This window comes from Flavobacterium sp. OHVDL-2026-0007 (assembly GCF_059882335.1).
In genome coordinates, this window is the sequence record NZ_CM187612.1 from 3,578,823 (window position 1) to 3,600,456 (window position 21,634).

General features: G+C 34.7%; 17 protein-coding genes. 10 read left to right on the plus strand and 7 right to left on the minus strand.

The genetic code is table 11. From position 1 onward, the window contains the following. Window positions 1-202 precede the first annotated feature (202 nt). Both AC51AA_RS14715 and AC51AA_RS14720 read left to right on the plus strand, forming a co-directional pair. Complete coding sequence (locus AC51AA_RS14715; RefSeq protein ID WP_500702980.1) at window positions 203-1,462, plus strand: hemolysin family protein; 1,260 nt, start codon at window positions 203-205, stop codon at window positions 1,460-1,462. Window positions 1,463-1,571: 109 nt separating this feature from the next. Beyond that, window positions 1,572-3,671, plus strand: a complete 2,100-nt coding sequence (locus AC51AA_RS14720) for a peptidylprolyl isomerase (RefSeq protein WP_500702981.1) — start codon at window positions 1,572-1,574, stop codon at window positions 3,669-3,671. A gap of 157 nt (window positions 3,672-3,828) precedes the next feature. Here AC51AA_RS14720 and AC51AA_RS14725 read toward each other — a convergent pair whose 3' ends face one another. Both AC51AA_RS14725 and AC51AA_RS14730 read right to left on the minus strand, forming a co-directional pair. Next, window positions 3,829-4,746 (minus strand): GYDIA family GHMP kinase, encoded by a 918-nt coding sequence (locus AC51AA_RS14725; RefSeq protein WP_500702982.1) that lies wholly within the window; start codon window positions 4,744-4,746, stop codon window positions 3,829-3,831. Window positions 4,747-4,854: 108 nt separating this feature from the next. After that, window positions 4,855-6,168 (minus strand): hydroxymethylglutaryl-CoA reductase, degradative, encoded by a 1,314-nt coding sequence (locus AC51AA_RS14730; protein ID WP_500702983.1) that lies wholly within the window; start codon window positions 6,166-6,168, stop codon window positions 4,855-4,857. Window positions 6,169-6,350: 182 nt separating this feature from the next. On the opposite strand from AC51AA_RS14730, the gene AC51AA_RS14735 reads away from it, so the two are divergent. From AC51AA_RS14735 to AC51AA_RS14760, 6 genes are all read left to right on the plus strand, one after another. Continuing rightward, complete coding sequence (locus AC51AA_RS14735) at window positions 6,351-8,522, plus strand: S9 family peptidase (protein ID WP_500702984.1); 2,172 nt, start codon at window positions 6,351-6,353, stop codon at window positions 8,520-8,522. Between the two features lie 37 nt (window positions 8,523-8,559). Continuing rightward, window positions 8,560-10,236 carry a peptide MFS transporter gene (locus tag AC51AA_RS14740; protein WP_500705644.1) on the plus strand — a complete coding sequence of 559 codons (1,677 nt, stop codon included), beginning with the start codon at window positions 8,560-8,562 and terminating at the stop codon, window positions 10,234-10,236. Between the two features lie 77 nt (window positions 10,237-10,313). After that, on the plus strand, window positions 10,314-11,972 hold the full coding sequence (locus AC51AA_RS14745; protein ID WP_500702985.1) for a peptide MFS transporter: 1,659 nt from the start codon (window positions 10,314-10,316) through the stop codon (window positions 11,970-11,972). A 14-nt stretch (window positions 11,973-11,986) separates the two neighbouring features. Then, window positions 11,987-13,471 carry a peptide MFS transporter gene (locus AC51AA_RS14750; RefSeq protein ID WP_500702986.1) on the plus strand — a complete coding sequence of 495 codons (1,485 nt, stop codon included), beginning with the start codon at window positions 11,987-11,989 and terminating at the stop codon, window positions 13,469-13,471. Window positions 13,472-13,535: 64 nt separating this feature from the next. Further along, window positions 13,536-14,003 carry a thioredoxin family protein gene (locus AC51AA_RS14755; protein ID WP_500702987.1) on the plus strand — a complete coding sequence of 156 codons (468 nt, stop codon included), beginning with the start codon at window positions 13,536-13,538 and terminating at the stop codon, window positions 14,001-14,003. A 223-nt stretch (window positions 14,004-14,226) separates the two neighbouring features. Beyond that, window positions 14,227-14,679: a thioredoxin family protein gene (locus AC51AA_RS14760; protein ID WP_500702988.1), complete on the plus strand. Its 453-nt coding sequence runs from the start codon at window positions 14,227-14,229 to the stop codon at window positions 14,677-14,679. Window positions 14,680-14,803: 124 nt separating this feature from the next. On the opposite strand, the gene AC51AA_RS14765 is transcribed toward AC51AA_RS14760, so the two are convergent. The 4 genes from AC51AA_RS14765 to surE all read right to left on the minus strand — a co-directional run bounded on the left by AC51AA_RS14765 (window position 14,804) and on the right by surE (window position 17,531). Continuing rightward, window positions 14,804-15,289, minus strand: coding sequence for a C40 family peptidase (locus AC51AA_RS14765; RefSeq protein WP_500702989.1), 486 nt, complete (start codon window positions 15,287-15,289; stop codon window positions 14,804-14,806). Window positions 15,290-15,300: 11 nt separating this feature from the next. Continuing rightward, on the minus strand, window positions 15,301-16,419 hold the full coding sequence (gene lpxB / locus AC51AA_RS14770) for a lipid-A-disaccharide synthase (protein WP_500702990.1): 1,119 nt from the start codon (window positions 16,417-16,419) through the stop codon (window positions 15,301-15,303). Window positions 16,420-16,486: 67 nt separating this feature from the next. Continuing rightward, window positions 16,487-16,759, minus strand: a complete 273-nt coding sequence (locus tag AC51AA_RS14775; RefSeq protein WP_500702991.1) for a hypothetical protein — start codon at window positions 16,757-16,759, stop codon at window positions 16,487-16,489. Next, window positions 16,752-17,531, minus strand: a complete 780-nt coding sequence (gene surE, locus AC51AA_RS14780) for a 5'/3'-nucleotidase SurE (protein ID WP_500702992.1) — start codon at window positions 17,529-17,531, stop codon at window positions 16,752-16,754. The genes AC51AA_RS14775 and surE overlap by 8 nt, the downstream gene beginning before the upstream one ends. 212 nt (window positions 17,532-17,743) lie before the next feature. Here surE and AC51AA_RS14785 point away from each other — a divergent pair, with 212 nt between their 5' ends. Together AC51AA_RS14785 and AC51AA_RS14790 are read left to right on the plus strand one after the other, a co-directional pair. Next, a complete protein-coding gene (locus tag AC51AA_RS14785; RefSeq protein WP_500702993.1) occupies window positions 17,744-19,927 on the plus strand; it encodes a carboxy terminal-processing peptidase in 2,184 nt (727 codons plus the stop codon). Window positions 19,928-20,029: 102 nt separating this feature from the next. After that, on the plus strand, window positions 20,030-20,809 hold the full coding sequence (locus AC51AA_RS14790) for a DNA/RNA non-specific endonuclease (RefSeq protein WP_500702994.1): 780 nt from the start codon (window positions 20,030-20,032) through the stop codon (window positions 20,807-20,809). Here AC51AA_RS14790 and rpe read toward each other — a convergent pair. Beyond that, on the minus strand, window positions 20,786-21,448 hold the full coding sequence (gene rpe / locus AC51AA_RS14795; RefSeq protein WP_500702995.1) for a ribulose-phosphate 3-epimerase: 663 nt from the start codon (window positions 21,446-21,448) through the stop codon (window positions 20,786-20,788). The genes AC51AA_RS14790 and rpe overlap by 24 nt on opposite strands. Window positions 21,449-21,634: the final 186 nt, after the last annotated feature.

Sequence of the window (21,634 nt, forward strand, 5' to 3'; positions counted from 1 at the left end):
TATTATGGGTTATTTAAAATATACACATTACGTTTACTTGTTAATTGCAGTTTGTTTTGGTTACGACGGAATAACAAAATTGAATGCTGGGAATGATACTCCTTATTTAAGCTTTTTCATAGCGGGTATGGCAGTCTTTATGTTCTTCTTTAGAAGAAGATTTGTTAAGAAATTTAATGATCGTAACGAAAAACAGTAAAAAATGGAGATAGGTATTATAATACTATGTTTAATACTGTCCGCTTTTTTTTCAGGAATGGAAATTGCTTTTATTTCCTCCAATAAGATTTATCTGGAGATCGAAAAAAAACAAGATAATTTTCCTTCGAAAATACTTACTAAACTTACAGAGAATCCTTCAAAATTTATCGCTGCAATGCTCGTTGGTAACAATGTTGCCTTAGTAGTGTATGGTTTTTTCATGGGAGATCTTATTCTCAAAGGCATTATAGAGCTGGGTTTTCATTTTTCGGAAGTGACCAGTTTGTTTATTCAAACGATACTTTCAACTTTTATAGTTTTAATGACCGCTGAGTTTTTACCGAAAGTTTTCTTTCAGATTTATGCCAACTCACTGATTAAATTTTTCGCAATTCCTGCCTATGTTTTCTATAGGTTGTTTTATTACATTTCCACTTTTTTTATTTGGATTTCGGACTTTATTCTCAGAAGGTTTTTAAGGACCGAAGGGGATCAGGTGCAGCTGTATTTTAGCAAAATTGAATTGGGGAACTACATTACAGAGCAAATGAGTTCTGTTGAAGATAATGAGGAAGTGGATTCGGAAATTCAGATTTTTCAAAATGCATTAGAGTTTTCAGGAGTGAAAGCACGTGATATTATGACTCCGCGTACTGAAATTGTCGATATTGACTTGTTTGAGAGTATTGTTGATCTTAAGGAATTGTTTATAGAAACGGGTTATTCTAAGATTGTGGTGAGTCAAAACTCGTTAGATGATATTGTGGGTTATGTGCATTCGTTTGATTTGTTTAAAAAGCCTAAAACGATTAAATCGGTATTGATGACTGTGGAATTTGTTCCAGAAACTATTTTGATCAAAGATGCACTTAATTTGCTGATCAAAAAGAGAAAAAATGTTGCGGTTGTTTTGGACGAATATGGAGGGACGGCTGGAATTATAACCATAGAAGATATTGTAGAAGAACTTTTTGGAGAGATTGAAGATGAGCACGATTTGGATGAGGAATTAATCGAACAAGAAATAGGCGAGGGTAAGTATTTGTTCTCTACTCGGTTAGATGTTGAGTATTTAAATGAGACCTATAAATTAGGGATTCCTGAAGAGGATTCTTATGGTACTTTAGGTGGATTTATTGTTAATTTCACCAAAGAAATCCCGCAAAAGGGTGACGAAATAGTGATCGATAATTATTATTTTGTGATCGAAGAAGCTACCAATAAGAAGATTGAATTAGTGAAAATGACTATAAAAGAGTGATCTTTTTTTATTAATTGAAAAAATTGTGCAAAATAAAACGCTAGTTGTATTGTTATTAACTAGATAATTGTATTTTCGCAAACTGAATATAAAATTAACGATAATAAAAATGGCAGTTTTAGCAAAAATTAGACAGCGTTCCGCTTTGTTGATAGGAGTTATTGCACTTGCATTATTTGCATTTATAATACAAGACCTATTTTCTAGCGGAAGTTTTGGACAAAGTTCTAAAGATGTGGGAAGCATCGATGGAAAAGATATTTCATTTGAAGACTTTAGAGTTAAAGTTAGTAATGTTGAAAAAAGTGGTCAAGGGATTACTTCGACCGAAGCTGCCAACAGAGTTTGGGATCAAGAAGTCTCAATTGCATTATTGTCATCTCAATTTGACAAATTAGGATTGAGAGTAGGTGAAAAACACCTTTTAGAAGTATTAAAAGCAGATCCTAACATCGGGAAAAACCCAATGTTCTTAAATGCGGTTGGTGCTTTTGATGTTGTAAAATTCAAAGAGTATTTTAAAGCGAATCCAGAAGCAGCACAATACATTGCTGAAAAAGAAAAGGATGCTGAATTAAACGCAAAATTTCAAATCTATAATACATTAGTAAAAGCAGGTCTTTACACTACAACTAGTGAAGGGAAGTTGAAATACGAAATGGAAGCTAACAAAGTGAACTTTGCTTATGTTGGTGCATTGTATTCTTCAATTAAAGATAGTGATGTTAAAATTACAGATTCAGAAATTGTAGATTATATGAAGAAAAATGAGAAGAAATTCAAAGCGGATGAAACTCGTGAAATTCAATATGTTTTAGTTGAAGACAAAGCTTCAAAAGAAGACGAAGCTGAGATTAGAGCAAAAATTACTGGATTGTTATCAGGAAGTGTAGTGTACAATACAAAAACAGGTAAGAATGATACTTTACCAGGTTTTAGAAATGCAACTAATGTTGCAGAATTTGTAAACGCAAACTCTGATGTTCCTTATGATTCAACTTATGTGGCTAAAAATGATTTACCTGCAGTTGATGCTGATAAATTATTTAGTTTAGCTCCTGGTGCAATTTATGGACCTTATGTTTTTGGAAAATACTTATGCATCTCAAAATCTTTAGGTTTTAAAGCAGGAGTTAACGCAAAAGCAAGTCATATTTTAATTGGTTATGAAGGATCTCAAACACCAAACCAAAAAGAAAAAAGATCTAAAGAAGAGGCTAAGGCTAAAGCGGAAGAAATTTTAGCTCAAGTTCAAGCGAATCCAGATAGTTTCATGATGTTGGCTTTTACAAGCTCTGATGATTCATCTGCACAACAAGGTGGTGACCTAGGTTATTTTGGACCAAACCAAATGGTAAAACCATTCAATGATTTTGTATTCAGTAATGGAATTGGAAAAGTTGGTTTAGTAGAAACTCCTTTTGGTTTTCATATTATTAAAATCACAGACAAACAAGACGGAATTCGTTTGGCTACAATTGCTCAAAAAATTGAGCCATCTGAAACTACTTCTGATAAAGTATTTACATTAGCGACTAAATTTGAAATGGACGCTGCTGATAAAGATTTTAACGCTACAGCAAAAGAATTAGGTTTGAAAGTAGCTGCTCCAGTTACTGCTAAGGCTATGGATGAAGCATTTGGACCTTTAGGAAATCAACGTGCTATCGTAAGATGGGCATTTGATAAAGAAACAAATACTGGTGATGTTAAACGTTTTGAACTAGCGAATATTGGACACGTAATTGCACAATATAAAAGTCAAAACAAATCAGGTTTAGTATCAGTTTCAGTGGCGAGACCTTATGTTGAGTCTATCTTGAAAAACAAGAAAAAAGCTGAAATGTTAAAAGCTAAAATGAGTGGTTCAAGCCTTGAAGCTATTGCTAAAAGTGCTGGTGTAGCAGTGAAACAAGCTGATAATGTTACTATGGATAGTCCAGTTTTACCTGGTGGAGTTGGACAAGAGCCAAAAGTTGTTGGAAATGCATTTGCTTTAGCAGCTAATAAAATTTCTGCTCCAATTGAAGGTAACACGGGAGTTTATGTAGTGAAAAATATCAGTACTATAAAAGCACCTGCTATTGCTAATCATGCTGAATATGTAGCTAAGATAAAAGCGCAAAGTGCAGGGGATGGAAATAGAATTTTACCAGCCTTGAAAAACAATGCTAAAATCGAAGACAATAGATTACAATTTAATTACTAGTTTTAGTAAATAAAATAAATAGAGAAACCCAAAACGTTCATTTGAATGTTTTGGGTTTTTTTTATGGGATTTAATGAAGTGTGAAAGTTTGTCTGGGAACAAAAAAAAACACTTCGAACTGAAGTGTTTTTAAATCGAACAAGGTTCTTATAATAAGTTAAGTCAAGATCATTTCGTCGTAGGAGAGGATAGTGTTGTATCCTTTTGCTGTGAAATAAGCAGCGGGGTTTTCTTTTGAAATGGCCATGACAAAATCGCCACCCCAAGCACCAAGACTTTTAATGCTACCGTTAAAATCTGGGAAAGCGATTTCTTTAATGGTTCGCACTTCTAAGATATTGCTTAAATGAATTTCGTGTTGGTCTACCGCGTGAGCAAATTCCTTTGCCGTTTTGGCATTGAGAACCATATCGGTGATTTTGTTATTGTCCCGTATGTTTTGCGCTAGATTCTGATTTTTATTGTTGTAATAGGCGTTTATCGCTGCTTTGCTGTTTTGTTTTTTGTTGAGATAAACGAAGTAGATGTTTTTAGTGAAATCAGGATTGAAATCTGCGGTTTCTACGATCGGTTGATCCAGTTCTAAACGATATAGAATTGGTGTATTGTTTTGGGCGCAAGCAATGTCATAACCACTACCTCCAAAACTGTTTTTAAGTAGTGTAAAGGCATCGACCTGGGTCCATTGGGCAATATTGTTTAATAGGGTTGACGAAGTGCCTAATCCCCAATTTCTCGGGAAACTAAGTTCTGTCGTAATTTTATAACCTTGCCCTTGAGTGATGAACGCTGGATTTAAAAGATAAGCTTGGTGTAATATTTGAATCAGAGTGGTTTTTATCGTTTCGATTTTTGGCTCAACTGTACTAATTATTTCAGAAAATAAAATAGTGTCTTGGTACCAAAGTTGTTTGTCGAAATCGAAACTTTTCCATTGAATTTCTTGGTTGGAACCATTTTCTACTATTAAATTTTGTCCAAATTTTGTGGGTAGTGCAAAAGCTCTGGCACCATCTAAGACTAAATATTCGCCGGTTATTAAAAGTTTTCCGTTACTATAAAAGCGTGTCTTCATTCTTTGTTTTTTAATTCCAATGAACCATAGTTCAGTTGGGAAAGGATACAACAGTAAAAATAGAAGCAACCCTAGGATTAGTTTCTTATTTTGAGCTGCTGAGATATGTTATTTTCTTAGGTTCTCGATAAAGTCCACGACCGCACTGTGTGAAACGGCATTTTTCTTGAAATGAGACTTAATTAGATGACGTTCCTGTTCATTGGCTTCAAATTGGTTGATAATGTTGTTCAGGTGCATTTTCATATGACCTTCCTGGATTCCTGTAGTAGTTAAGGAGCGCAGTGCAGCAAAGTTTTGTGCTAAACCAGCTACGGCAACTATTTGCATAAGCTCTTTTGCTGAAGGTTTTTCTAGCATTTCCAAACATAACTTAACTAATGGATGTAAAGAGGTTAATCCTCCTACTGTTCCTAGTGCTAAAGGAATTTCAAGCCAGAAGGTGAAAATTCCGTTTTCAACCTTCGCATGTGATAAACTAGAATAGTGTCCATTTCTAGAAGCATAGGCATGAACGCCTGCTTCTACGGCTCTAAAATCGTTCCCAGTAGCTAAGATGACAGCATCAACGCCGTTCATGATTCCTTTGTTGTGGGTTACGGCTCTAAAAGGTTCTACTTCGGCAATTTGAACTGCTTGTACAAAACGTGCGGCAAATTCTTCTGGATTGGGGATGTGTTTTTCTGTTAAATCGGCTACTGGACAGGAAACTTCAGCTCTTACTACGCAATTGGGAACGTAATTGGATAAAATACTCATGATGACCTGTAGGGTGTCGCTATCTGAAAAAGCATCGTAATGCTGGGCTTCTTCTTTTAGGGTAGTGGCAAATTGTTCTAAGCAAGAATTGATAAAATTGGCCCCCATACTGTCTTTGGTTTCGAAAGTGGCATGAAGCTGAAAGTAATTGTCGAGCAATTCTCGTTTGTCTTTTAGCTGAATGTCCAGAATTCCGCCCCCACGTTGTTGCATGTTTTTGGTTATGCTTTGGGTATCGGTGAAAAATTTTGGTTTGATTGTATTAAAGAATGTCTTTAATTTTTCAGCGTCTCCACTGAAAGTAAAATGGACTTGACCAATTTTTTCGGTATCCACTACAGTAGCGGTAAAGCCACCGCGTGTCGCCCAATATTTTGCTGATTTTGAAGCCGCAGCAACCACCGAACTTTCTTCGATTGCCATCGGAATCGTTTTATATTTTCCGTTTATTAGGAAATTAGGAGCAACTCCTAGGGGAATATAGAAATTGGTTATAGTGTTCTCTATGAATTCGTCATGGAGTAATTGGAGCTTTTCGTTTGAATTCCAGTAATTTCTTATAACATTTAAGGCTTCTTCTGGGGTTGAAAAATATTCATTGGCAATCCAGTTTATTTTTTCTTTTTTGGATAATTTAGAAAATCCAGCAACAGCGTTGTTCATTCTCAGTATATTAAATAATATTGGTGCGGTAAAGATAGTATTTTATGAGTTTTGTTTATAATGTATTTGAAATTTGAAAAGTACGCAATCGTTATTTTTTTTAACATTTAACACATGGAATGTGTATTATGTTCATTTTTTTTACTAAAATTGGGCTCTTTTTTATATTTAAAATAATTTTGATGAATACAAGTAAAATTACTGTAATGCTTTTGTTTTTAGTTGCTACTGTTTTCGGTCAACAGAAAATTACGATTGAGGACATTTATGGCGGAGCTTTTCGTGCCAAAGGAATGGATGAATTGCAATCGTTAAAAAATACAGATCAATATACTGTTTTAAATGTTGATCAAGCCAGTAGAAGTCTACAAATCGATTTGTACGATTTTGCTACGCTAAAAAAAGTGTCTAATTTAATTGATACTAAAAATCATGGGGCTTTGGCTGACGGAATCGATAGCTATACTTTTGATGCTTCAGAAAAAAAGATTTTAATTGCTTGTAATTCCAAGCAGATTTTTCGTCACTCATTCACAGCTGATTATTACTTATATGATATTGCCGCTAAATCGTTAACCAAACTTTTTGATTTTCAGGTACAAGAACCAACCTTCTCTCCAGACGGAACTAAAATTGCGTATGCTAGAGAAAACAATTTGTATGTCTACGATGTGGCTTCAAAAAAGTCAACTGCAGTGACTACAGATGGAAAGAAAAATGCAATAATTAACGGTATTACGGACTGGGTTTATGAAGAAGAATTTGCCTTTGTTAGGGCTTTTGACTGGAGTAAAGACAGTAAGAAACTTGCCTATATTCGTTTTGACGAAAGCGCGGTTCCTGAATTCTCGATGTCCATCTTTGAGAAAAATTTATATCCTACCGTTGAAACATTTAAATATCCTAAAGCAGGAGAGAAAAATTCTGAGGTCTCTTTACATATTTACGATGCTGCTAGTAACGCCACTAAAAAAGTGGATTTAGGGCATTATAATGATTTCTATATTGCAAGATTACAATGGACTAATGATAACAATACCTTGTCGGCTCAGGTGTTAAATCGCCACCAAAGTAATCTCGATTTGTTATTCGTAGACGGAACTACAGCGCAGTCAAGAGTGGTGTTGAATGAACAAGATAAGGCTTATGTAGATGTTACAGACAATTTGACTTTTTTAAAAGACAATAGTTTTATCTGGACAAGTGAAAAAGACGGTTTTAATCATATTTATGTATATGATAAAAGTGGTAAGTTAAAAAATCAAGTGACAAAAGGAAACTGGGAAGTAACTTCATACTACGGTTTCGATGAAAAGACAAAGACTGTTTTCTATCAATCTACAGAAAATGGTTCTATCAACAGGGATATTTATCGCATCGCTTTGGATGGAAAAAACAAAGTGCGTTTGTCTAAAAATACCGGGACTAATACAGCAACCTTTAGTCCTAATTTCCAATACTTTATCAATACCTTTTCAAGTGCTACTCAGCCGACCACTTATAGCCTAAACGAAGCGAAAGCAGGGAAAGAGATTAAAGTGATCGAAAACAATGAGGCTCTTGCCGCTAAATTGAAAGCATACAATTTGCCAACTAAAGAATTCTTTGTTTTAAAAACGGCTAAAGGAAATGAGTTGAATGCTTGGATTTTGAAGCCTAAAGATTTTGATCCTTCGAAAAAATATCCTGTTTTTATGTACCAATATTCTGGTCCAGGATCGCAACAAGTAAATAATGATTGGAACGGTTCAGATGATTATTGGTTTGTTTCACTTACACAACAAGGTTATATTGTAGCTTGTGTGGACGGAAGAGGAACTGGTTTTAAAGGGGCTGATTTTAAAAAAGTAACACAAAAAGAATTAGGGAAATACGAAGTGGAAGATCAAATTGATGCAGCAAAAGTAATTGGAAATTATCCTTATGTTGACGCTTCAAGAATCGGAATTTTCGGATGGAGTTATGGTGGCTTTATGGCTTCGAATTGTATTTTTCAAGGGAATGATGTTTTTAAAATGGCCATTGCCGTTGCTCCGGTAACCAACTGGAGATTTTATGATAGCGTTTATACGGAAAGATATATGCAGACTCCTCAGGAAAATGCTAGTGGTTACGATCAGAACTCTCCAATCAACCATGTGAGCAAATTAAAAGGGAAGTTTTTATTGATTCACGGTTCAGCTGACGATAATGTTCACGTTCAAAACTCCATGCAAATGATGGAGGCTTTGATTCAGGCCAATAAGCAATTTGACTCTCAAATTTATCCAGATAAAAACCACGGTATTTATGGTGGAAAAACGAGAATTCAGCTTTATAATAAAATGACTAACTTTATCAAAGAAAATTTATAATTTAATACTAATTAACCTTAAATAAATAATGAATAATATGGGAGAAACTCAAGTAAAAACTGCGCATCCAAAAGGACTGTGGGTATTGTTTGGAACGGAGATGTGGGAGCGCTTCAATTTTTACGGAATGCGAGCTTTATTAACTTTATTTCTTGTGAATTCATTAATGATGAAGGAAGAAGAAGCTTCTTTAATTTATGGAGGTTTTCTTGGACTTTGTTACCTAACACCAATGTTGGGAGGTTTTGTAGCTGATCGATTTTTAGGGAACCGAAATTGTATTTTATTAGGTGGTTTGTTAATGGCCATTGGACAGTTGTTGTTGTTTACCAGTGGAAGTATTTTTGAGTCTAACTTAGGTTTGGCAACAACAATTATGTATTCTGCATTAGGAGTGATCGTTTTTGGTAATGGATTCTTTAAACCAAACATCTCTAGTATGGTGGGGAGTTTGTATCCTAAACAGGAAAAAACAAAATTAGATAGTGCTTTTACTATTTTCTATATGGGGATCAATATAGGGGCTTTTTTAGGTCAGTCTATTTGTCCTTTATTGGGAGATGTAAAAGAGGTCGGAGGACTTAGAGACATTCATGCTTTTAGATGGGGATTCATGGCGGCATCTGTTGCTATGCTTTTGGGAACTGTCCTTTTCTACTTCTTAAAAAATAAATACGTGGTTTCTCCTGAAGGAAGACCCTTAGGAGGTTTGCCTTCTAAAAACGAAGCTTCTGATTTTGAAGAAGGAGAAGCACAAAAAGCTAATTTTTCTAATAAGGCTTTGGTAATTGCTGGAGTTGCATTTATAGCTTTAGGCTTCTTTTTTCACTATGTTGTAGGTCAGAATTTGATTTATACTTTGATCTATTCTAGTGGATTGTCATTGGCAGGATTGATTATTTCAGATACCTCTTTAACTAAAATAGAAAGAGATAGAATTATTGTAATTTATATCGTTTCGTTTTTTATTATTTTCTTTTGGGCAGCTTTTGAACAAGCGGGGTCTTCATTGACTTTTATCGCCGATAACCAAACGGATAGAAATTTCTTTGGATGGCAAATGCCTCCCTCTATGGTTCAGATTTTCAATGGACTATTTGTAGTGATCTTGGCAGTGCCATTTAGTGTATTATGGGATACTTTGAGAGCTAATGGTAAAGAACCAATTTCTCCTGTAAAATTAGCAGTAGGATTGGTAGTGATTTCTATTAGTTTCTTTATGATTGCTACTCAGGTTTCTTATATTGGAACTTCGGGATTGTTGTTGGTAAAATGGCTTATTTTATTGTATTTCTTAAATACTTGTGCTGAGTTGTGTTTGTCTCCAATTGGTTTATCATTGGTAGGTAAATTATCGCCAAAACGTTTTGCTTCTTTGTTATATGGAGTATTCTTTTTGTCAAACGCATCAGGATATGCTTTAGGGGGAACTTTAGGTTCTATCTTACCGGCTACTGGTGAAAAGTTTGCAAAAGCAAAAGAGTTGGGTATCGATCTTCAAGCGGTTTTAGATAAAACAATAACACCAACGGCAGAGCAAATTGCACTTTTAGAAAAACATCAAATTAGCGCTGCAAACCACTTTTTTGCTGGATTTGAAATTCATAATTTGTATGAGTTTTTCATGGTATTTGTGGTGTTGACTGGTATCGCGGCAATCTTATTATTTGCCTTAACGCCTTTCTTGAAAAAGATGATGCACGGTGTTAGATAGATAAGAATAAAGAGATATAAAAATTACCTATAGGTTTAGACTTATAGGTAATTTTAATTTTTAAAGAGTTTAGAATTATGTGGAAAAAACATCCAAAAGCGTTGCCTTATTTGTTTTTGTCTGAAATGTGGGAACGTTTTGGTTATTATTTGATGATTGGGATTTTTACTTTGTATCTTAAGGATGTAAAGTCTGGTTTTGCGATGACCGAGAAAGAAGCTTCTGATTTATATGGGACTTTTATTGCATTGGTTTTTCTTACGCCATTTATCGGTGGACTTGTTGCGGATCGCTATTTAGGCTACAGAAAGTCTATCGTTATTGGTGGGATTTTAATGGGTATTGGTTATCTCTTAATGGGGGTACACGATATGACAACCCTGTATGTTGCCATGACTTTTGTGATCGTAGGTAATGGTTTTTTTAAGCCCAATATATCTACGCTATTAGGAAGTTTTTATGCTAAAGAAGAGTATAAGGATAAAAAAGACGAAGGCTATAATATTTTCTATATGGGAATCAATGTTGGAGCTTTTATCTGTAATTTCTTCGGGGCGGCCTTGCAAATCCTTTTAGGGTGGCATTGGGCATTTATGGCTGCTGGTGTAGGAATGTTTATTGGTGTGATTGTATTTTTATTGGGTACAAAACATTATGTAGGCTATGATCAGAAAAAAGGAGTGCAGGAGGGAGATATGCCGTTTTATAAAATTGTCTTGTTTATTTTGTTGCCTTCTTTTGTTTTTGGTGCCATTGGATGGTTGTTAAAAGGAGTAGCCTCGGAAACGAATTTAGATAGTTATATTTTTGGCTCTGATAGTACAGATGCTTTTATTTTTGCCTGTATTCCTATCATTTTCTTTTATGGATCACTTTATTTCAAGGCAAAGGTAGAAGATAAAAGACCCATTGGGGCTTTACTAGCTATCTTTGGTGTTGTGATTTTATTTTGGGCAGTATTCAAACTAAATGGTTCTGCGTTAACTACTTGGGCTGATCGTTATACGGATAGAGAAGTAGTGGGGAACGCTGGTGAGGTAGTGGGCAAACTAAAATTAGCCAAAGAAGTAAGCTATAAAAAGGAATCTACTGAGCTTTATGATGATCAGTTTCGTTTGCAAAAAGTAAATGGAGAGGTGGTAAAAGAAGTAAACTATCCGTTGTATTTTAGAAATGTTGCTCCTGAAAAGTTACCTGCTGAAGGTGCAAAAGTGCATCTATGGGCGACCAATTTGAGTCAGTCTATTAATCCAGCTTGGGTCATAATATTGACTCCTTTGATTGTGGCTTTTTTCTCTTTTTTACGAGCCAGAAAGAAAGAACCGTCAACACCTACTAAAATTGCCTTTGGATTATTGATATCGGCCTTGTCTGTTTTAGTGATGGTAGCGGCTGTTCAAATAGGGAATGATGGAACTGAGAAAGTAAGTGCTTGGTGGTTGGTAGCTAACTATGGTATCATCACTATTGGGGAATTGTTTTTAAGTCCTATGGGACTATCAGTGGTCTCTAAATTGAGCCCTGTGAATATTACCTCGTTAATGATGGGTGGTTGGTTTTTGGCGATTTCAATTGGAAATAAACTAAGTGGGGTTTTAGCCAGTATGTGGGATACCTATGACAATAAAACCAACTTTTTTTGGGTTAATTTTGGCTTGTTAATGTTTGCAACGGTACTGATGTTTGGTCTGGTAAAGCAACTTAATAAAGTAATGAAAGAAAAAGGAATCAATTAATTATTTATAAATAAATGGAACAGAAGATCACTTTAGAGGAGATTCAAAATTTTAAAGGCAAGTACCCAAAGCAATTGTGGTATCTGTTTTTTGTGGAGATGTGGGAGCGTTTTTGTTTTTACGGAATGCGTGGTGTGTTGGTTATCTTTATGGTGGATCAGCTTTTATTGAAAGATGAACATGCTAATTTGCAATATGGAGCTATTCAGGCTTTTGTGTATGCTTTTACTTTTATTGGAGGTATTTTTGCCGATAAAGTATTGGGATTTAAAAAGTCGTTATTTTTTGGTGGTATTGTCATGATTCTTGGAAACCTTCTGATTGCGGTTTCTCCTCATGATTTCTTTTATTATGGAATTGCTTTTTCCATCATAGGAACGGGTTTTTTTAAACCAAATGTTTCATCAATGGTAGGGGAATTGTATCATGAAAATGACGGTCGTAGAGATGCTGGATATGGAATGTTTTATGCAGGAATAAACGTTGGAGGACTTTTTGGAGGTGCCTTATGTGTTTATTTAGGTAAATATTATTCTTGGCAACTTTGCTTTTTGTCGGCAGCGGTGGTGATGTTCTTAGGTTTGATTACTTTTTTGTTTACTAAGAAATATTTAGGTCCAATTGGAGATTCACCTTTGCTGAATTTGGCGCCTGCTAAAAGAAGAATTCGAGAGATAGCCGTATATACTGCATCAATATTGAGCTTGCCATTCATCTTTATAATGGTAAAAAATACGGATTATACAGACTATTTCATGTATACTATTGGTGTATTGGCGGTTTTGTATTTTACGTATGAATTGGTTAAATTAGGAGATGTGAAAATGCAGAAAAAGCTTTTTGCGGCCTTTTTGTTTATCTTTTTCTATCTTTTGTTCAACGCTATTTATGAGCAAAGTGGAGGGTCATTGTCATTGTTTGCCAAAGATAATTTAAATGATAAATTACTGTTTTTTACCATTGACCCCAATATAGTGAACAATAGTTCGAATACCTTTTTTGTGGTGGTCTTAAGTCCATTAATTGGTTTGTTGTGGTTATGGCTGGCTAAACGAAAGTTAGAGCCTAATACCTTGATTAAATTTGGAATTGGCTTTTTGTTTTTAGGAGCGTCTTTTTATATTTTCTATTTGACTAAGTTTTTTGCTAATGTGGATGGTATTGCTTCTTTAAACGTGTTTACTTTGGCTTACTTAGTAACCACTATTGGTGAGCTTTGTTTAGGGCCTATTGGAATGTCTATCATTACCAAATTATCTCCCAAAAGGTTGTTTGGAATGATGATGGGACTGTGGTTCTTAGCGAGTGCATTTGGACAATTGGCTGCGGGAAAATTAGGTGCTGAAATTTCGAAATCCAATACAGGAGATACCCTGGTTTCTAAATTACAGTCCTATACAGAAGGATATTATCAATTGGCTATTTATTCTATCATTGCAGGTGTGGTGCTAATTGTAATTTCGCCATTCATTAAAAAATTAATGCAAGAAGTAAAATAGGCGATATTGATCGATTCTTTTTTTTGCTTAAATTTGTAAAAAATATAAAAAAAACATATAAAACATGAAGAAAATATTTTTGATCACCTTATTTTTAGTGGGTGCGTTTGCTGTGAAAGCACAAGAGTTAAAATGGTATACGGATGTTAAAGAAGCCATTACAGTAAGTAATAAAGTAAACAAACCAATGTTGATGTTTTTTACTGGTAGTGATTGGTGTGGCTGGTGTATTCGTTTGCAAAACGAAGTTTTGAAAACGCCAGAGTTTAAAAAATGGGCAACAGATAATGTTGTTTTGGTAGAATTAGATTATCCAAGAAGAGCACCGCAAACACCTGAATTAAAAAATCAGAATAACGAGTTACAACAGGCTTTTGGGATCCAAGGATTTCCTACGGTTTATTTTACTAGTGCAGAATCAATAGATGGTAAAGTGAATTTTAAAGGGCTAGGGCAAACAGGTTATGTTGCTGGAGGTCCATCAGCTTGGTTAACAGTAGCCAATGAAATTGTTAATCCTAAAAAATCTTAAAAATAAGGTATAGGCACTATTGTCAAATGAAAAACTCTTTACGATTTGTAAGGAGTTTTTTTTGTTTTGTAAGAAAGCAAAAAGGAGTTTTTGTCTGAATTGTTATTTTGATACTTTATTGTAAGAATCAAAGGATATAATGCGTTTTTTGTATTAATAAAAGTTGGAAAATTAAAATATTATGTTAATTTCGTTCCGTTAATCTAACCAAAACCAGTATAAAATGATTAAAAAACTACTTATCGGATTATTCTTATTAGGTTCCTTTTTTTTGCATTCACAAAATTTAATTTGGCGAACTAGTATGGCGTCGGCTATTGAAAAAAGTAACGAATTAAGAAAGCCAATGTTGATTTTGTTTACGGCCACAGGAGTAGCACCTAATCTTCAAAATGAAATATTGAAGAGCCCGGATTTTGCTGCTTGGTCCCGTGATAATGTTATTCTTGTAAAGTTGGACTTATCAGATGCAACTGCTTCAGATAGCGATAAAGAACAAATAGTTAAACTCAAAAATGCTTTTGGGGTTCAAGAGTTGCCAGAGGTGTGTTTTGCTAGTGCTTTTATTAGAAAAAGTAAAACTACTTTTAATGCTCTGGGAAAAATAGCGTATAAACCAGGTGGTGTAAAGGCATGGATTGCTGAATCAGAAGCTATTTTGCATGCCAATGATTAATAAGGTTAAATTAAGTTTTTAGTTTAATTTGTAGAATCCCTTTTCGCTCGTTTTGCGAAAAGGGATATTTTTTTGAGATAAGGTGTTTTGCTGTTGCAGGTGGTTTGTTTTACTGCAAGCGAAACTATTCGATTATTCGATTGATTTGGGCAAAAGATTTTTGATAATAAGCCTCTTTAGTGGAGGAGATGATAACGCCTTTCGAAGTGGAAGAGTGTATGAATTTAATTTCAGTTGAATTGGCTTCAACGATAAGTCCAACATGATTAATTTGCCTACTTCTGTTGGTTCTAAAGAAAATTAAGTCTCCTTTTTGAGCCTCATCAAATTTAATTACAATCCCTCTTTTTGATTGTTCAAAAGAGGTTCTGGGTAAATTTATGTTTTCAGATTCGAAAGCAGTGAAGACTAGGCCCGAACAATCGTAACCATTTTTGGTTGTTCCTCCTGATTTATAACGCACACCAAGGTTATCCGTTGCGTTCTCAATTAAATGAGTGACCACATATTTATTCTCGCGTTTGTTTTCTTTATGGTTTACTGCAGCAGAGCCTGATTTACAAGAAGTAAAAATCACGGTAAAAAGCAGTAGAAGGATTATTTTTTTCAAAACAGTAATTTTTAAACTTGTTTGAGATCAGCGACGATAAGTTTTGCTGTTTTTTTGCTGGCACCAACTCCGCCTAATTTCTGTTCTAGGATGTCGTAATTCTTTAATAGTTTGTCGCGATAATCGGGGGTTAATAATTTTTGCAATTCTTCTTTGATGCGCTTGGTATTGCAGTCGCTCTGGATTAATTCAGTAACGACCTCTTGATCCATAATTAAATTGACAAGCGAAATGTATTTTAAGGTAATAATGCGTTTGGCAATTTGATAGGAAATAGTGCTTCCTTTGTAGCACACAACCTCGGGAACTTTAAAGAGAGCAGTTTCTAAAGTTGCTGTTCCTGAAGTGACTAAAGCAGCAGTTGAAGAACGAAGTAAGTCATAGGTTTTATTAGAGATAAATTTGATGTTTTTATTGCTAATAAACTGCTGGTAAAATTCATAATCCTGACTTGGCGCCCCAGCAATTACAAATTCATAATCTTGAAAATCATTCACAACGCTTAACATTACACTTAGCATTTTAGTGATTTCTTGCTTACGACTTCCGGGTAAAATGGCAATAATGGGTTTGTCTCCTAATTGGTTTTCTTTCCTAAAGATCGTTTCGTTAAAAGGAGGTTGATTTTGGATGGCATCAATTAGGGGATGACCAACAAAATCTACAGGGAAATGATGCTTGTCTTCATAGAAGCTTTTTTCAAAGGGTAAAATGACAAACATTTTATCGATATCGTGTTTGATAGCAGTGATGCGACTTTCTTTCCATGCCCATATTTGTGGTGAAATATAATAATGTGTTTTGTAGTGTAAGGCTTTAGCCCATTTTGCAATACGCATATTAAAACCTGGGTAGTCAATAAAAATTAACACATCAGGCTGAAATGCGCTGATGTCTTTTTTGCAAATTTTGATATTGTTTAAGATGGTTTTTAGATTGAAAAGAACTTCGACAAAACCCATAAAAGCTAGTTCGCGGTAGTGTTTTACCAATGTTCCGCCTGTTTTCTGCATCAGATCACCTCCCCAAAATCTTATGTCCGCTTGAGGGTCTTCCTCGTATAATGCTTTCATTAAGTTTGAACCATGTAGATCGCCAGAAGCTTCGCCAGCTATTATGTAATATTTCATAGGAATGTCTTTAAGGGTGTGTTTTAATTGGTAAACACTGTATTTTTTTGCTAAGCAAAGATAAGATTTAAATAAAGAAAGTGAAAAGGGCAATAACAATCACTGCTAAAACTACTCCTCTAGCCATGAGCTCTTTATTCCTTTTTAGAAGAATAGTGAAGACTACTAAGTCTAAAATGGAGCCTAAAGTGATCACTTTTCCTAAGTACCCATGTTGTTTAATGATTTGAATTCCAGAGGAGAGATCAAATTGGGTAAAGAAAGTTAGAAACAAATAACTTCCGAGTATGGAGGTGAATATCCCTATAAGGAAACCAATAACAAGGTCTTTCTTATTCATTTAAGTTCCAAGTATTAAGTTGCTGTATGCTGTGGTGTGCAGTTAGGTCAAATTGTACGGGTACTATAGATATGTATCCGTTTTCTAAAGCCCATTCATCTGTATCTTCCCCTTTGTCTTCGTTGGTGAATTTACCAGTAAGCCAATAATAATCCTTGCCAAAAGGGGTCTGGCGTTTGTCAAATTTTTGAGCATAATAGGCTTTGGCTTGACGACATATTTTCATCCCTTTTATTTCGTTTTCCTTTAGTTTTGGAAAATTGACATTCAAAACAACTCCTGTAGGTAGTTTGTTGGCAAGCGTTTCTAAAGTGATTTTTTTAATAAAAGATTTAGCAGGCTCAAAATCCGCATTCCAATCAAAATCCAATAAGGAGAATCCAATGGCTGGAATTCCTTCAATTCCTGCTTCAACAGCCGCACTCATCGTTCCGGAGTAAATTACATTTATAGAGGAATTCGAGCCGTGATTGATTCCAGAAACGCAGAGGTCTGGTTTTCTTTTTAAAATTTCGTTGACTGCTAGTTTTACACAATCAACAGGAGTGCCCGAGCAGCTGTATTCAACTACCGTATCCTCTTCTTTTGATATTTTGTCTAAAAACAAGGTATTGTTAATGGTGATGGCATGTCCCATTGCGCTTTGAGGCTTGTCGGGAGCCACTACGATTACTTCGCCTATGGTTTCCATAACGCTTATTAAAGCTCTGATTCCAGGAGCTAAAATGCCGTCGTCATTGGTAACTAATATAAGTGGTTTTTCGTTTTTCATGCTGAGTTTGTTGTTTTTGTAAAGGCCTGTTTTGGACCTTTAAAGCAAATGTAGTGACAGATTTTGGTAGAATACTAACAAATAAAAAAAAAATTGTCAACTAAATTCAGGAAGACTTTAGTACATGAAACATTTTTATATCTTTAACAAAAAATTATAGTGAACTTAGCTTTAGTGGCATAGTTTTTACCGTAACTTAGATTAAAAAATTGATGAATGCTATTATAAAATTTATGAAAAGAAATTATAAAATACTTGTAGCTGTATTGTGCTTATCGCTAACGTTGTTTGCATTTAAGATGAATGCGGATAGGACAATAGATCCAGACCCTAATAGAGATAAAACCCTATTGGAATTACTGGCGTTCGTTATAGAAAAAGGGCATTATAGTCCAGCTGAGATAAATGATGAGTTTTCTAAAGGGATTTTCAAGGATTATATCGATGCACTGGATCCTTCGAAAAGGTTCTTTTTACAGTCAGATATAGAAGAGTTTAAGCAATATGAATTGCAGTTAGACGATCAATTTTTGAATAAAGATTTAACGTTTTTCAATCTTACTTATACCCGATTGATGAAACGTATGGAAGAAAGTAAAAAAAGATATAAAACCATCTTAGCACAGCCGTTTAATTATGAGGTAGATGAGACTTTTAATGCGGATTATGAGCATTTACCTTATGCTAAAAATGCTACTGAGATTAATGAAAGATGGAGAAAGCAAATCAAATTATCGACACTCTCTTCTCTGGTAACCAAACAGAAGATAGAAGAGGATAAAAAGAAAGCGGATGCTGGGTATAAGGAAAAGTCTTTTGATGCTTTAGAAAAAGAAACACGCGATAGTTCATTGAAATCTTTAGATGATAATTTTAGTCTGATTAAAGATCTTAATAAAGAGGATTGGTTTTCTGTATATGTGAACTCAATTATGACGCGTTTTGACCCACATACAAGTTATTTTGCTCCTGAAGATAAAGATCGTTTCGATGTTAATATCAGTGGGAAGTTAGAAGGTATTGGAGCGAAATTGACAAAGAAAAATGATTTCACTCAAATTGATGAGTTGATTTCTGGAGGACCAGCTTGGAAAGGAAAACAGTTGGAGTCTGGAGATATGATTTTGAAAGTAGCACAAGGAAACGACGAACCTGTAGATGTTGTAGGAATGCGTTTGGATGATGTGGTGAAAAAAATTAAAGGACATAAAGGTACTGAGGTAAAACTTACCGTAAAAAAAGTAGACGGAACTATCAAGGTTATTTCTATTATTAGAGATGTGGTTGAAATTGAAGAGACTTATGCTAAATCTAGTGTTGTAGAGAAAAACGGCGTGAAATATGGGGTAATTTATTTGCCGAAATTTTATATCGATTTTGAAAACAAAGATGGTCGCGATGCTGGAAAAGATATTGCTCTTGAAGTGGAGCGATTGAAAAAAGAAGAGGTGAGTGGTATCGTGTTGGATGTGCGTGATGATGGAGGAGGATCTTTATCTACTGTTGTTGATATTGCGGGCTTATTTATTGAAGAAGGACCAATTGTACAAGTTAAATCGGCAGGAAAAAAGAAAGAAGTACTGTATGATAAAGATAAAAAGATCGAATGGGATGGACCTTTAGTAATCATGGTTAATAGTTTTTCAGCTTCAGCATCAGAGATTTTAGCTGCTGCCATTCAGGATTACAAACGAGGGGTTATTATTGGAAGTAAACAAACTTACGGTAAAGGAACTGTTCAAAATGTATTGGATTTAAATCAATTTGTACGTAATGCTAACTATGGTGATTTGGGTGCTTTGAAAATCACGGGACAAAAATTTTATAGAATTAATGGTGGTTCTACTCAGTTAGAGGGAGTTCATAGTGATGTGGTGATGCCGGATCGTTATGCTTATTTGAAAATGGGAGAACGTGATATTGATAATGCTATGCCGTGGGATAAAATCGATCCAGCAAATTATAGTACTTGGAAATCAAATGAAGATTTCACTAAAGCGATTAGCAGTAGTAAAAACAGAATAGCCTCAAATCCTCAGTTTAAATTGATCGAGGACAATGCGAAATGGATTGACGTTAAAAACAAAGAGAATACCTATAGTTTGAATATTGCTAGTTTTAAAGCAACTCAAGCTCAGGTTGAAAACGAAGGAAAGAAATACAAACCGATTTCGGATTACAAAAACAATTTGGTTTTTAAATCATTGCCTTATGAGGAGTTAGAAATGAAGAGTGATGCTACTTTGAAAGAGAAAAGAGACATATGGCATCAGGCATTATCTAAAGATGTTTATGTGGAAGAAGCATTAAATGTGTTGGATGATTTACAAGGAAAAGGTTTCGTTAAAAATGCAGTGGCACCTAAAATGAAAAAGGATAAATTAGTAAAATCATAGTTTTATAGAAATTAATTTCTTAGTAAAACGCTTCAGAAAAATAACTTTTTTGGAGCGTTTTTTTTTGTAAGTTTAACTAACATTAATGAAAAATTAGGGTAGATGAAGGATTATATTGTTTTAGTTTTGATGGGTTTGGTGTTGTTGTCGTGTAAAAAAGAGGTAGGTGTTATTAGTGAAGAACAAGATCGGCAATCGACTTTTGTTTTGGATCAAGACAATACCGGTTTTGGTTACTCAGTGGCCTATTTGCCTACTTCGACAACCAAGCAAATTGTGAAGCATAAATATTATACACTTTCATATGTTGAAAAATTTGAGCAGGCGGAATGGGTAGCCTATGAATTGAAGAAAGAATACTTGAAAAACAGTGATTATAAAAGGCCTTATTTCATTGAAGATCCAAAAGTGACAACGGGCTCTGCTGATTGGAGAAATTATAAAAAATCAGGTTATGATAAAGGACATCTTTGTCCGGCTGGTGATATGGAATTTGATGAGAATGCCTATAGCGACACTTTTTATACGTCTAATATTTCACCTCAAGATCACGGTTTTAATAGTGGAATTTGGAATAGATTAGAGCAAAAAACACGTTATTGGGCAGGTAAATATCATAATATTTATGTGGTCACTGGAGGGATTTTGAAAGATTCGGATAAAAAAATAGGAACAGAAAAAGTTGCTGTTCCTAATTATTTTTATAAAATTATCCTTGCTAAATCAGGAAACGAGCATAAAGCAATTGCTTTTTTGGTTCCTAATGAAGACAGTAATAAGTCACTTTATGATTTTGTAGTTCCTATTGAAACTTTAGAAAAAATGACGGGTATTGATTTCTTTCCGAATTTGAAAAATTTAAAGAGTAGTCAAAACTTTTAAGTCGGCAATAGTTTGTGTTGGGTTTTCTGCTTTAAAAACAAAGCTTCCAGCAACTAAAACATCTGCACCGGCCTCTACTAATTGTTTGGCATTTTTGTTGGTTACACCACCATCAATTTCGATGAGGGTTGAGGCATTTTTGCGCGTAATTAAATCTTTTAGTTTTTTCACTTTGTCGTAAGTGTTTTCAATAAAAGATTGTCCTCCAAAACCTGGATTTACGCTCATGATACAAACTAAGTCAATATCATTAATTACGTCTTCTAGCAAGTCAATATTGGTATGAGGGTTGATTGCTACTCCTGCTTTCATTCCTTCTGCTTTAATAGCTTGTAAGGTTCTGTGAAGATGAGTGCAAGCTTCGTAATGAACGCTCAGGATATTTGCGCCTAAATCAGCAAAAGTTTTGATGTATCGGTCTGGATCAATAATCATTAAATGTACATCAATTGTTTTTTTAGCATGTCTTGAAATGGCTTCTAAAACAGGCATTCCAAATGAGATATTGGGAACAAAAACCCCGTCCATAATATCAATATGAAACCAATCAGCTTGACTGTTGTTGATCATTTCAATATCGCGTTGCAAGTTGGCAAAATCAGCTGCAAGAACAGATGGAGCAATAAGTGTATTCTTCATGGTGTAGTAGTGTTTGTGTAAAGAGCTACGCTTGTATTTCTTTACAGTAGTGTTGTTTTTTTGCAAAGGTAGATTTTAACTGCAAAGTTCGCAAGGGTTTGGTTAAAGTTCTCAAAGAATGTTAGTTCTTGATTGTTGAAATGAATTTTATCCGAAGGACCGTTTATTATTGGGATGCAATAAGGG